This is a genomic window from Actinophytocola sp. (assembly GCF_045807065.1).
Taxonomy (GTDB): Bacteria; Actinomycetota; Actinomycetes; order Mycobacteriales; family Pseudonocardiaceae; genus Actinophytocola.
The window spans coordinates 1-12672 of the sequence record NZ_JBJMIE010000520.1 but is presented as its reverse complement, the minus strand read 5'-3'; the positions used below and the strand labels follow the sequence as shown (position 1 = coordinate 12672).

Annotated in this window: 14 protein-coding genes and 1 riboswitch; of the genes, 7 read left to right on the top strand and 7 right to left on the bottom strand. The window is 71.6% G+C overall.

Annotated features, from left to right (window positions below; translation table 11 throughout):
- Together ACJ73U_RS30585 and thiD are read left to right on the top strand one after the other, a co-directional pair.
- On the top strand, positions 1 to 769 hold a 769-nt coding region (locus ACJ73U_RS30585), incomplete at its 5' end, for a phosphomethylpyrimidine synthase ThiC (protein ID WP_407781197.1).
- 22 nt (positions 770 to 791) lie between these two features.
- Positions 792 to 1661, top strand: coding sequence for a bifunctional hydroxymethylpyrimidine kinase/phosphomethylpyrimidine kinase (gene thiD, locus ACJ73U_RS30580; protein WP_407781196.1), 870 nt, complete (start codon positions 792 to 794; stop codon positions 1659 to 1661).
- 107 nt (positions 1662 to 1768) lie between these two features.
- Here the strand turns inward: thiD and ACJ73U_RS30575 are convergent, their stop codons facing one another.
- The 3 genes from ACJ73U_RS30575 to thiO are packed head-to-tail and all read right to left on the bottom strand — an operon-like array spanning position 1769 to position 3787.
- Positions 1769 to 2524 (bottom strand): thiazole synthase, encoded by a 756-nt coding sequence (locus ACJ73U_RS30575; protein WP_407781195.1) that lies wholly within the window; start codon positions 2522 to 2524, stop codon positions 1769 to 1771.
- A gap of 1 nt (position 2525) precedes the next feature.
- Positions 2526 to 2726 (bottom strand): sulfur carrier protein ThiS, encoded by a 201-nt coding sequence (gene thiS, locus ACJ73U_RS30570; RefSeq protein ID WP_407781194.1) that lies wholly within the window; start codon positions 2724 to 2726, stop codon positions 2526 to 2528.
- The gene (gene thiO / locus ACJ73U_RS30565; protein WP_407781193.1) at positions 2723 to 3787 is read right to left on the bottom strand and encodes a glycine oxidase ThiO; all 1065 of its coding nucleotides are present in this window, start codon (positions 3785 to 3787) and stop codon (positions 2723 to 2725) included. Before thiO ends, thiS begins: the two co-directional genes overlap by 4 nt.
- 20 nt (positions 3788 to 3807) lie before the next feature.
- Positions 3808 to 3916: riboswitch (TPP riboswitch) on the bottom strand.
- A gap of 21 nt (positions 3917 to 3937) precedes the next feature.
- Here thiO and thiE point away from each other — a divergent pair.
- Positions 3938 to 4582 (top strand): thiamine phosphate synthase, encoded by a 645-nt coding sequence (gene thiE / locus ACJ73U_RS30560; RefSeq protein ID WP_407781192.1) that lies wholly within the window; start codon positions 3938 to 3940, stop codon positions 4580 to 4582.
- 55 nt (positions 4583 to 4637) lie between these two features.
- Here thiE and ACJ73U_RS30555 read toward each other — a convergent pair whose 3' ends face one another.
- Positions 4638 to 5768 (bottom strand): S1 family peptidase, encoded by a 1131-nt coding sequence (locus ACJ73U_RS30555; protein ID WP_407781191.1) that lies wholly within the window; start codon positions 5766 to 5768, stop codon positions 4638 to 4640.
- 221 nt (positions 5769 to 5989) lie between these two features.
- A complete protein-coding gene (locus ACJ73U_RS30550; RefSeq protein WP_407781190.1) occupies positions 5990 to 6724 on the bottom strand; it encodes a hypothetical protein in 735 nt (244 codons plus the stop codon).
- A 122-nt stretch (positions 6725 to 6846) separates the two neighbouring features.
- On the opposite strand from ACJ73U_RS30550, the gene ACJ73U_RS30545 reads away from it, so the two are divergent.
- Positions 6847 to 7794: a threonine/serine dehydratase gene (locus ACJ73U_RS30545; protein WP_407781189.1), complete on the top strand. Its 948-nt coding sequence runs from the start codon at positions 6847 to 6849 to the stop codon at positions 7792 to 7794.
- A gap of 80 nt (positions 7795 to 7874) precedes the next feature.
- On the opposite strand, the gene ACJ73U_RS30540 is transcribed toward ACJ73U_RS30545, so the two are convergent.
- Positions 7875 to 9431, bottom strand: coding sequence for an MFS transporter (locus ACJ73U_RS30540; protein ID WP_407781188.1), 1557 nt, complete (start codon positions 9429 to 9431; stop codon positions 7875 to 7877).
- Between the two features lie 34 nt (positions 9432 to 9465).
- The gene (locus ACJ73U_RS30535; RefSeq protein ID WP_407781187.1) at positions 9466 to 10221 is read right to left on the bottom strand and encodes a GntR family transcriptional regulator; all 756 of its coding nucleotides are present in this window, start codon (positions 10219 to 10221) and stop codon (positions 9466 to 9468) included.
- A gap of 160 nt (positions 10222 to 10381) precedes the next feature.
- On the opposite strand from ACJ73U_RS30535, the gene ACJ73U_RS30530 reads away from it, so the two are divergent.
- The 3 genes from ACJ73U_RS30530 to ACJ73U_RS30520 form a co-directional block, all read left to right on the top strand.
- Entirely contained in the window at positions 10382 to 11404 is a 1023-nt protein-coding gene (locus tag ACJ73U_RS30530; RefSeq protein WP_407781186.1) for an SIS domain-containing protein, read from the top strand.
- 23 nt (positions 11405 to 11427) lie between these two features.
- Positions 11428 to 11886, top strand: coding sequence for a winged helix-turn-helix transcriptional regulator (locus tag ACJ73U_RS30525; protein ID WP_407781185.1), 459 nt, complete (start codon positions 11428 to 11430; stop codon positions 11884 to 11886).
- Between the two features lie 132 nt (positions 11887 to 12018).
- A partial coding sequence (locus tag ACJ73U_RS30520) for an N-acetylglucosamine kinase (RefSeq protein ID WP_407781184.1) occupies positions 12019 to 12672 on the top strand: 654 nt, incomplete at its 3' end.

Sequence of the window (12672 nt, the reverse complement as noted above, 5' to 3'; positions counted from 1 at the left end):
CCTCCGGGCGTACGACGTGACGTTCTCGCTCGGTGACGGCCTGCGGCCCGGGTCGATCTACGACGCGAACGACGAGGCCCAGTTCGCGGAGCTCACCACTCTCGGCGAACTGGGGCGCATCGCCCGGGCCCACGACGTTCAGGTGATGATCGAGGGCCCCGGCCACGTGCCGATGCACAAGATCGCCGAGAACGTGCGTCTGGAGGAGGAGCTGTGCGGTGAGGCGCCGTTCTACACGCTCGGTCCACTCGCGACGGACATCGCGCCGGCCTACGACCACATCACGTCCGCGATCGGCGCCGCGCAGATCGGCTGGCTGGGCACGGCGATGCTGTGCTACGTCACGCCGAAGGAGCACCTCGGGCTGCCCAACCGCGACGACGTGAAGACCGGCGTGATCACCTACCGGATCGCCGCGCACTCCGCGGACCTCGCGAAGGGCCACCCGCGCGCCCAGGAGTGGGACGACGCCCTGTCCAGGGCCCGGTTCGAGTTCCGGTGGAGCGACCAGTTCAACCTCTCGCTCGACCCGGACACCGCCCGCGGCTTCCACGACGAGACGCTGCCCGCCGAACCCGCCAAGACCGCGCACTTCTGCTCGATGTGCGGCCCGAAGTTCTGCTCCATGCGCATCACCCAGGACGTGCGGAAGTACGCTGAGGAGCACGGCCTGACGGACATGGCGGCGATCGAGGAGGGCATGACGGAGATGTCGGAGCGTTTCCAGGAGCAGGGCAACCACGTGTACCTGCCGGTGGTCGACTCCTGAGCGGAGCTTGCGGAGCGCACAGATGACACAGACGACCACGCCGCCCCGCGTCCTGACCATCGCCGGTTCCGACTCCGGCGGTGGCGCGGGGCTGCAGGCCGACCTCCGCACGTTCTTCGCCTGCGGGGTGCACGGAATGACCGCGATCACCGCGGTCACCGTGCAGAACTCGCTGGGCGTGACCGGGGTCTCGCTCATCCCGCCGGAGACCGTGGCGGCGCAGATCGAGACCGTCGCCGGCGACATCGGGTTACTGGCCGCGAAGACCGGCATGCTGGCCACCGCCGAGATCATCGAGGCGGTGGCCGAGGCCTGCGACCGGGTCCACATCGGACGGAACGGCGAGATCCCGTTCGTCGTGGACCCGGTGGCCGCCTCCATGCACGGCGACCAGCTGCTGCTCGACAACGCGCTGGACGCCCTGCGCGACGAGCTGTTCCCGCGCGCCACCCTGGTCACCCCGAACCTCGACGAGGTGCGGCTGCTCACCGGCATCACCGTGCGCTCGTACGACGAGTCACGGGAGGCCGCGAAGGCACTGCACGCCATGGGTCCACAGTGGGCACTCGTCAAGGGCGGCCACCTGCACGAGTCCCCGGAGTGCGTCGACGTACTCTACGACGGCGAGACGTTCCTCGAACTGCCCGCCAAACGCATCGACACCAAGCACACCCACGGCGGCGGCGACACCATGGCTTCGGCCATCACCTCCGCCCTGGCCAAGGGCGCCTCGGTACCGGACGCCGTCCGCTTCGGCAAGCAGTTCGTCACCAACGCCGTCCGGCACGCGTACCCCCTGGGTGGCGGGGTGGGACCGGTGTCCGCCTTCTGGCGCCTACCGCAGGAGACGTTGCCCACCTTCGGCCTGAGGGATCGCGACGAGGGCGCCTAGGCTGCTGGCCGCGTAGTGCGGCTGCTCGCCAGGCGCTGATCCGGCGCACGATCAGGACGACCGTCGTTGCGGCGCGAGGGCGGCCGCCGACGCGATGATGGCCGAAGTCAGCGCGGCGGGCTGGACGCCTGGGCCCAGAAGCGTTGGGGCACGCGGCCGGCGCCGCGGGCCAGTCTGCCCGCCTTGACTCCGTGGCGCATGGCCGCGGCCATCGCCTCCGGGTCGGTCGCTCGGGTCACCGCCGTCGCCAGTAGTACCGCCGAGCAGCCGAGTTCCATGGCCAGTGCGGCGTCGGACGCCGTGCCGATGCCCGCGTCCAGGATCACCGGCACGTTCGCGCGCGCGACTATCAGCTCGATGTTGTGCGGGTTGCGGATGCCGAGGCCGGTCCCGATCGGTGAGCCGAGGGGCATCACGGCCGCGCAGCCCAGGTCCTCCAGGCGCAGTGCCAGCACCGGGTCGTCGTTGGTGTAGGGCAGGACCGTGAAGCCGTCGTCGACCAGTGCGGCCGCGGCGTCCAGCAGTTCCACCGGGTCCGGTAGCAGGGTGCGGTCGTCCGCCACCACCTCCAGCTTCACCCAGGACGTGCCCAGGGCCTCGCGTGCCAGGCGCGCCGTGAGCACCGCCTCCGCCGCGGTCCGGCAGCCGGCCGTGTTCGGTAGCGGGTCGATTCCCAGGCGCTCCAACACCTCCAGGACGCCGGTGCCGCCGTGGGCGTCCACGCGCCGGATGGACACCGTCGTCAGCTCGGTGCCCGACGCCTTCAGCGCGCGCTCCAGCACCGCCAGGTTCGTCGCGCCGCCGGTGCCCATGACCAGGCGGGACGAGTACTGGCGGTCGCCGATGACCAGTGGGTCGTCCATGTCAGCCTCCCTGCACCGCGGTCAGCACCTCGACGTCCGCGCCGTCCGGGACCACCCGGTGGTCGTGGTCGGTCCTCGCGACCACGACGCCGTCGATGGCCACGGCCACGCCGCGGGCCGGAACAGCAAGCGCGGCAAGCATTTCCGTGACTGTCGCGCCGTCGGGGACTTCGCGTTCGGTGCCGTTGACGTTGATCGTCATGAGGAAGTGGTCCTTCGCGTCAGGCGGGCGGGGTCCGCGGCCGGTATCGATGACGGGTCGCCGGCCACGATGGCCCGGACGGCGTCCGCGGTGATCGGGGCCAGGAGCAGGCCGTTGCGGTGGTGTCCGGTGGCGACCAGCACGCCCGGCTCCAGCCAGCCGACCAGCGGGAGGTTGTCCCGGCTGCCGGCACGCAGCCCGGCCGCGCACTCCGTCAGGCCGTACTCCGCGATGCCCGGCACCACCCGTTCGGCGTACATCAGCAGGTCGCGCACGCCACCCACGGTCACCTCGTCGTCGAAGCCCGCCTCGTACTGCGTCGCGCCGACGACCAGCTCGTCACCCGCGCGCGGCACCAGGTACACGGGACGGGACTCGACCAGCCCACGCACGGTGTGCACCGGCGGCGGCAACGCGTTCGGCCGCCGCCGGAGCCGCAGGATCTCCCCCTTCACGGGCCGCACGGCCGACGCGAGCGCCGGGTGCAACGCGCCGCTCCACGCGCCGGCGGCGATCACGACCACATCGCACCCCAGTGTCGAACCGTCCAGTTCCACCGCCCCGGGTCGCACGGCACGCGCCGAGGCGCGGACGACACCGGGGAAATCGAGGCGCCGCAACAGTTCTCGGTTGTCCAGGGCCAGGTCGCCGGGCACCAGGAGTCCACTTCGAACCCCCGGTCCGATGGCCGGCTCCACCCGGCGCAGCTCCCGTCCGCCCAGCCGGTCCACCGCCCGCCCGCGAGCGGCGAGGAACTCCGCGAGGACGTCCAGCTGCCCGGCGTCGGCACCGTCCACGGCGGCTGCGATCGTGCCCTTCGTGTACAGCTCCAGGCCGAGTTCGGCGGCGAAGGCCGGCCAGCGGTCCAGTGACTCGGTGCCCAGGTCGAGGAGGTCCTCCTCCCCGGGCCACGCCTCGGTGACCGGCGCGAGCATGCCGCCCGCGACCCAGGACGCACCCCGCGCGGGGGCCGGGTCGACCAGCGTCACGTCGTGCGCGGGCGCCAGCCGCCACGCCACGGACAGCCCGATGACCCCGCCACCGACAACGACCACTTTCATGGCCGCTCCCCGCAGGCTTCGCTCATGGCACTCACGCTCCCTGCGCCGGCATGATCCGGATCAGGTTCCACGGTCGGGATCGGCAGATCCCCTCTCAGCCCAGTCCCCTGGACTCCCGTGCGGACAACCTCCACCGTATAGCGTGAACGGGTGCCCGGACTAGACGGAGTCGAGATTCGCAGGCGGCTGGCGGACGCGCGGCTGTACCTCTGCACGGGAAACCGACCGGACCTGGCGGAGTTCGCGGACGCGGCGCTGGCCGGTGGCGTGGACGTGATCCAGCTGCGTGAGAAGGGCATGGAGGCGCGCGACGAGCTGGCGGCGCTGTCCGTGCTGGCGGAGGTGTGCGCGCGGCACGGGGCGCTGCTGTCGGTCAACGACCGCGCGGACGTGGCGCTGGCGGCGGACGCGGACGTGCTGCACCTCGGCCAGGACGACCTGCCGGTCACGTGGGCGCGCAAGGTCCTGGGTGACGACGTGGTGATCGGCCGCTCGACCCACGACGAGGCCCAGGCCACGATGGCGGCCGTCGAACCGGGCGTGGACTACTTCTGCACCGGCCCATGCTGGCCGACCCCCACGAAACCGGGCCGCCCGGCGCCCGGGTTGGCCCTGGTCAGCGCGACGGCCGCGGTGAACCCGGCGCGTCCGTGGTTCGCGATCGGCGGCATCGACGAGACCCGACTGCCGGAGGTGGTGGCCGCCGGTGCCTCGCGGGTGGTGGTGGTCCGCGCGATCACCGAGGCGGACGACCCCGCGGCCGCGGCGGGCCGCCTCAGGAAAGCCCTGGCATGAAACAACCAGCGGACGGGCTGGCAGGGTTCAGCCCGTCCGCTGGCATGGGTGGAACTCAGCCCAGGACGAGAGAGAGGCCGTAGGCGCTCAGGGCTTCGTTGACCGGCTGGAAGAAGGTCGTGCCGCCGGAGCTGCAGTTACCCGAACCACCGGAGGTCATGCCCAGCGCGGTGACGGTCGACGTCCCGTTGCTCACCAGCGAGCCACCGGAGTCGCCCGGCTCGGCACACACGTTGGTGCGGATCATCTGGTTGACCGAACCTTGCGAGTACGTCACCGTCGTGTTCAGCGCGTTGATCGTGCCGCAGTGCCATCCGGTCGTGGAGCCGGACCGGCAGACGGCCTGACCGACGCTGCCGCCGGAGGAGCCGGTCACCCGCACGTCACTGCCCGCGCTGTACCGGTCGACGAGGCCCGTCGACACGGCCGAGCTGGAGCTGACGTTGATCGCGGAGTAGTCGTTGCCCGGGAACGACGAGCGGAACACCGTACCCAGCGTGCCGCCGGTGCCGGACCACGTGCCACCGAGGTTGCCGCAGTGACCCGCGTCGATGACGTAGCGGGCACCACTGGAGCTGCGGGCGTTGAAGCCGGCCGAGCAGCGGGCACCCGCGGTCGTCGTGATGGCCTGGCCACCGATCACGTTCCACAACGTGCGCGGCCGCTCCGCGACCGTCACGAAGCGGACGTTCGCGCCGAGGCTCTTCGCCCAGGACGCGGCCGACGCGTCGCTGCCGAGGACCTCGACGACGACCGAGTTGGTCGCCACGTCGGTGTACCAGCTGGTCACCGACTTCGGCGCACTGGCGCTGCCCTGTTCCAGCTTCGACTGGGTGGCGCTGAGCTCCGCGGCGCTGTGCTGGACGACCTCGGCCACCGCGCCCTCGGCCGTGACCTGGGACACGCGGCTCGCGTCCGTGACGCCGACCACGAGCTTGCCGGAGGCGGCGTCGAACCGGCTGCCGCCGTAGGTGTCGCCCAGCTCGATGCGCAGCGTCTTCTCCTTCGAGAAGGCCACCTGCTCCTGCTGGAACCGGACCTGGGCCTGCTGCGGGGACAGACCGAGATCCCGCTGGAGTGCTTCCTGGATCGCGCTGCTGGTCGACGATCCGCCGGCCGGAGCCGCGTTCGCCGGCGCGGCGACGGTAATCGCCGTGCCCACGGCGAGCAGCGCGTAACCGCCCATTCGCACAAGTGTCGTGCGCTTCATCAAAGTTGCTCCCTCGGTTGTTCGCAGGGGACCCGGAGGCTGGCAGGGGTAGGAGCTGCCCCCGGGCAAATGAGGGGTGCCATCCGTTGGGGTGACTTTTCTGAAACTATGTGCACACACAGCGCGCGGATATCGTCCGATCGGGGACAACAGTTGCCAGGTGAGCGACTGAACAACTACTGGCAGTGCGCGTGACGCTAGCCCGAAGCAGGCGCTGAGCCCTCCGGCGGTGCCGCATCGGTGGTGGTGGTCACCGGCGGTGTCGTCGTGGTCGTCGTGGTGCTCGAGTGGCTGGGCGGCGTCGTCGACGTCGTGGTCGAACCCGTCGTGGCCGTCGACTCCGAGGTGGTGTTCGTCGAGGTCGGCGTGGTCGTCGACGTGGTCGGGGCCGGGTCCTCGGTGCCGCCGGAGCCACGGTGCGGGTCCACGATGCTGCTGAACGTGGTGCCGGTGTCACCGGACAGCGACTCGCCACGCACCCACTCCACGCCGGTGATGACCAGCATGCCCAGGACGAACGCGGCGACGGTGGTCGCGGCCAGCACCACCCACCGCCGCGGGCCGTGTGCCCTGCCCGCCGGCGGCTGGTCAGACGTCTCCTCGGCCGGTTCGTCGGTGGCCGGGGTGGCCGCAACCTCCTCGCCGGGCACCACGGGCCTCTCGGGGTCCTCGTCGGAGACCAGGACGGTCGCACCACCCGAGCGGCCGACGACCTTCGCGCGTACCGTTAGCACGCTCTCCCTGGTCCGCTGGATGGACCTCAGGTAGAGCGACCCGCCGACCGTCGAGATCACGCTGGCGAGCCCGGCCCCCGCGATCGTTCCGCCGACCCCCATGGTCGACCCGACGACGGCCGCCGTCACCGCGGCCAACGCACCCGCCGCCACCTGGCTGATCCGTACACCTTCTGTGTTTTCCGTCTTCTCGCTCATGATCCTTTTCTACGAAAACCGGTTCTCCCACTGTTCAACGTCTGCGACGGATAACCCACTCCACCGGTTGGCCAATCGTGAGCACCACCACAGTCCATTGTGGACAGTGCATACTGGTTGTCGTGCAACTGATCACGATCGACGACATCGAGGCCGCCGCCGCCCGGATCGCGGGCCGGGTCGTGCGAACCCCCTTGACGCCTTGCCTCTGGGCGGACGACGACCATCCCCTGTGGCTCAAACCCGAGCAGCTGCAACCGATCGGCGCGTTCAAGATCCGGGGCGCGACCAACGCCGTCGCACGCATTCCCGAGGAGGCAAGGAAAAACGGAGTGGTCGCCTACTCCAGCGGCAACCACGCCCAGGCCGTCGCCTACACCGCCAAGCTGTACGGCATCCCGGCCACCATCGTCGTGACCACCAACACGCCGCAGGTGAAGATCGACGCGACCGCCCGCCACGGCGCGAAGGTCGTCGTCGTGCCGCCGGCCGACCGTGAGTCCGCGGCCGAGGAGATCGTGGCGACGGAGGGCGGCACGCTCATCCCGCCGTTCGACCACCCGGACGTCATCGCCGGCCAGGGCACCATCGGCCTGGAGATCGCGGCCGACCTGCCGGACGTCGAGGTCGTGCTCGTCCCGGTCAGCGGCGGCGGCCTGATCTCCGGCATCGCGACCGCGATCAGGGCGAGGGCACCGCACGCGAAGGTCATCGGCGTCGAGCCCGAGCTGGCCGGGGACACCGCGGAGGGCTTCCGGCTGGGCCACCGGCCGAACTGGTCCACCGAGGACCGCGCGAGGACCATCGCCGACGGCCTGCGCTCCACCCCGTCGGAGCTGACGTTCGCGCACATCCGCGCGCACGTCGACGACATCGTCACGGTCACCGAGGACGAGATCAAGGCAGCCGTCGCCGTCCTCGCCACGAGGTCACAGCAGGTGGCGGAGCCCAGCGGTGCGGTCACCACCGCCGCCTACCTGCACCGCGACCTGCCCAAGGGCCGAACGGTCGCGGTCCTCTCGGGCGGCAACATCGACCCGAAGCTGCTCGCCGAGGTCCTCACCGCCTGACCGACGCCCGCGCCGGCGCGTCCGAGCCGGCGACGATGCCTCGAACGGCGCTTTCGCCACGTCGCGCGGCAGCAGCGTCTTCAGGGCGTTGGGCGCCCCTTCGCGGACGACGCACCGACCGGCTGGCGGATCGCTCGCAGGTGCGTCGGCGGGTCCGTCACCCCGCAGTGGAAGCAGTCCGCCGGCGCCGGACTCGCCGCGACCGGCGCCGGCTCCGCGCCCGCTGCCGGCTGCGGCGCCGGTGCGAGCACGTCGTTGCGCACGCCGAGAGCCAGCGGCGCGCCCGCCACGCAGAGCCCGGCGCAGATCCACATCGCGGTCCGCCATCCGGAGGTCATGGCGTCGGGGTCGCTGTACGACCCGCCGGTCAGCCCGGCCGCGGCCGGCAGGATCGCCACCGCGAGCAGGCCGCCGGTCCGCGCCACCGCGTTGTTGACGCCGGACGCGACGCCCGCGTGCCGGTCCTCGGCGGCGGCCAGCACGGTCGCGGTCACCGGCGCGACCACGCACGCGAGCCCCAGGCCGAACACGACCACGGCCGGCAGCACGGTGAGCAGGTACGACGCGCCGGGCGTCACCCGCGTGTACATCAGCATGGCCAGCGCGATCACCACCGGCCCGACCACGAGGAACGGCTTCGGCCCGAACTTCTGCGCGAGCCTGCCGGAGTGCGCGGACAGCAGCAGCATGATCACCGAGATCGGCAGGCTGGCCAGGCCGGCGAGGGTCGGCGCGTAGCCGAGCGAGACCTGCAGCTGCATGACGAACAGCATCATCACGCCGCCGAGTGCCGCGTAGATCACGAACGTCAGCAGGTTCGCGACCACGAACGTCCGGTTCGCGAAGATGTCCGGCGGCACGAGCGGGTTGCGCTGCCGCCGCTGCAGCACCACGAACGCGGCCAGCGCCGCCACCCCGACCACCGCGCCGGCGAGGACGAGCGGGTCGCCGCCGCCACGCCCGGGTGCCTCCACCAGCGCGGCCGTGACCCCGGCGAGCCCGAGCACGCCGAGCACGGACCCCCACAGGTCGGGGTGTCCGGTCATGGACTCGTCGTGCGTCTCCGGCACGTACCTGCGGGTCAGCCAGAGCACGGCCAGGCCCAGCGGCACGTTGACCAGGAACGCCAGCCGCCAGGACCACGCCTGGACGAGCAGCCCGCCGACGAGCGGCCCGATGGCACCCGCGATGCCGCCGAGCCCCGACCACGTACCGATCGCCCGCGCCCGGTCCTCGCGGTGGAACGACGACTGGATGATCGCGAGCGAGCCCGGCGCGAGCAGCGCGCCGCCGACGCCCTGCAGCACCCGCGCGGCGACCAGCATCTCCGTGTTCAGCGCGGCGCCGCACAGGACGGACGAGACGCCGAACCAGACGACACCCAGCTGGAAGATCTTCCGGCGCCCGTAGCGGTCCCCGAGCGAGCCCGCTACGAGGATCAACGCGGCCAGCGTGAGCATGTACCCGTCGAGGATCCACTGGAGCCCGGCGACCCCCGCGTTGAACTCATCGCCGATCCGCGGCAGGGCGATGTTGACCACCGTGCCGTCGAGGAAGGCCATGCCGGAGCCGAGGATGGTCGCGGCCAGCACCCCGCGCGCCGTCCCCGTCCCCCAGCGAACCGCACCGTTGTCCATGGCCGCAGTATCCGCCAAAGCGCCGACAAGATCGTCAGGTTGGGCGGTTCAGCTCCGCCACGAATTTGTACCGGTCGCCCCGGTAGACCGAACGGACCCACTCCACCGGGCGTTCGGCGGTGTCGAACGAGTGCCGGGACAGCAGCAGCATCGGCATGCCGACGTCCGCGCCGAGCAGTTCGGCCTCGTGCGGGCCCGCGAGCGCGGTCTCGATGGTCTCCTCGGCGTGTCCCATCTCGACGTCGAACCGTTCCTTGAGCACCTGGTACAGCGAACCGCCCGGCTGCAGGTACTTGCGCAGACCGCGGAACCGGCCGAGCGGCAGGTGCGTGGTCTCGATGGCCATCGGCTCGTTGTCGGCGAGGCGCAGGCGCTGCATGCGCAGGACCTTCGCGCCCGAGCGGACGCCGAGCAATGTGGTCAGCTCGCCTTCCGCCGGGATCTCGACGACGTCGATGAGCTTGGAGGACGGCTCCCGACCCTGCGCCCGCATGTCCTCTGTGTATGAGGAGAGCTGCAACCGCTGCGCCACCTTGGGTTCCGCGGCGAACGTGCCCTTGCCCTGCACGCGCAGTAGCCGGCCTTCTACCGTGAGGTCCGCCAGTGCCTGTCGGACGGTGGTTCGCGAGACGTCGAACTGCGCGGCGAGCGAACGTTCGGTCGGGATCGGCGACCCCGGCGGCAGGGCGGCGAGCAGGTCCAGCAGGTGCCGTTTGAGGCCCCAGTACTTGGGTTCGCGCATGGCGCGGGTGCCGGCGTCGGGCTCCGGTTCGGCCGACGTTTCGAGCATGACTCCTCCTCCAACGACTTCCCTGGTACAGCATGCCGTCCCGAGGCCACCAGCGCGATCGGCCCTGCCGTTTTTGGGAATACCGTGACACCCGTGGCGAGAGCACACCATACCGCTCTACCATGATTGGTCTAGACCTAATGGAGAATTGGGAGGCCTGATGGCTGGGTCGCGGATGGCCGCGGAGATCGCCGAGCAGCCGGCGGTGTTCGACTCGCTGGTGGCGCGGCAGGGCGACTTCGCCTCCGTGGCTTCACTGATCGCCGCGCGGAGACCGCGGTTCGCGCTGCTCGCGGCCAGGGGGTCCAGCGACCACGCCGCCCTCTACGCGAAGTACCTGATCGAGGTGCTGCTCCAGCTGCCGGCCGGTCTGGTCTCCCCGTCGACGACCACGCTGTACGGCGCCCGCCCGGACTTCACCGACGTGCTGTACCTGTCCGTGAGCCAGAGCGGCGGCTCCCCCGACCTGGTCGCGGCGACCGAGGCCGCGCGGGCACAGGGCGCGCTGACCGTGGCCGTCACGAACACGCCGTCCTCGCCCCTGTCGGACGCGGCGGAGCTGTCGGTCGACATCAAGGCGGGCGACGAGCTGGCGGTGGCCGCGACGAAGACCTACTCGGCGACCCTGCTGTCGCTGTACCTGCTGGTCGACGCGGTCCGCGGCGGCTCGGCCGAGGCGGTCCAGGGCATCGGCGAGCTGGCCTCCACCGCCCTCACCGCGCCGGTGGAGGACGCCGTGGAACGGTTCCGGGCGATCGAACGCGTGGTGACGACGGGTCGCGGCTACTCGTCGGCGACCGCCGCCGAGGCCGCGCTGAAGCTCGCCGAGACCAGCTACCTCGCCGCCCGCGCGTACAGCGGCGCGGACCTGCTGCACGGCCCGGTCGCGGCCATCGACGAGCACACCGGGGTGGTCGCGGTGACGAGCAGGGGCCACGGCGGCACGGCCCTGCGTGACGTCGTCCAGACCGTCCACGACCGGGGCGCGGCCGTGCTCGCGGTGGGTTCGGCCGCCGCGGACACACCGGCGGATCTCCGGGTCGCCGTCCCCGAGACGGCCGAGGAGGTCGCGCCGGTCCTGGAAATCCTGCCGCTGCAACGGCTCGCCCTCGGGCTGTCCCTGGCACGGGGCGTGGACCCCGACAATCCTCGCGGACTGCACAAGGTCACTCGCACTGTGTAGCCACTCCCCCCTAGACTTTCCAGGTGCGAAGGACATCGTTTGCCCGCTGGCCGTGTTCCATCGCAAGAACGATGGACCTGCTGGGGGACCAGTGGACGTTGCTCATCATGCGTGAGGCGTTCAACGGCGTACGCAGGTTCGACCGGTTCCAGGCCGAGCTGGGCATCGCGCGGAACACACTCACGGAGCGGCTGGACCGGTTGACGGGCGCGGGCCTGCTCGACCGCGTCCGCTACCAGGACCGGCCCGCGCGGTACGAGTACCCGCTGACCGAGATGGGGCGGGACTTCTTCCCGGTGATCGCGGCCATCATCCGCTGGGGTGATCAGTGGCTTGCCGACTCGGCCGGGCCGCCCCGCCTGCTGAGACACCTGGACTGCGGCGAGGCCGCGGCGACGGCGATCGTGGGCTGCACGCAGTGCGGCGGCACCATGACGGCCGACAACGTGCTGATGGAACCGGGACCGGGGATGGTGACGTGAGCGCGGCCTGCGGAGCATCGAACACAGGGCTCCCCGCAGCCAGCGAGGGGGAGTCGTGAGCGCAGTTCGCCGAACGAACCATCGAACACAGGGCGACCGCGAGCGGCTCCTCGGAGCCGGCGAGGGAGAGTCGTGAGCGCGGTCGCCGTGGGTGTCGACATCGGCGGCACCTCGACCCGTGCCGTCGCGGTCTCGTCGGACGGGGTGGTCGCCGGGCGCGGCAGGTCCGGGGGCGGCAACCCCAACTCCCACCCGCCGGACGTCGCGGCGGGGCGGGTGGCGGAGGCCATCGCGGCCGCGGTGCCCGCCGGGGCCCCGGTCGTGGCGTGCCTGCTCGGCATGGCCGGCGCGAGCAAGTTCACCGACCCGGCGATCCAGTCGGTGTTCGAGTCCGCGCTGCGGCGCGTCGGCGTGGCGTGCCCGATCGAGGTGGTGTCGGACGCGGAGGTGGCGTTCGCCGCGGCGACCCCCTCCCCCGCCGGCACGGTGATCATCGGCGGCACGGGCTCGGTGGCCGCGCGGATCGTCGACCACCGCAAGGTGGCGCTGTGCGGCGGGTGGGGCTGGCTGCTCGGCGACGAGGGCTCCGCGTTCTGGATCGGCCGCCAGGCGGTGCGGTCCACGCTGCGGCAGCTGGAAGGGCCGGGCGAGCCGGGCCCACTCGCGAAGGCCGTGCTGGCGGAGGCGTTGGCCTGGACCGAGCCGGTCCCCACCGGGTGGCCGCGACGCAGGAACGTCCTGGAACGGCTGATCACCGCCGCGAACTCCGAGCCGCCGATCCGGCTG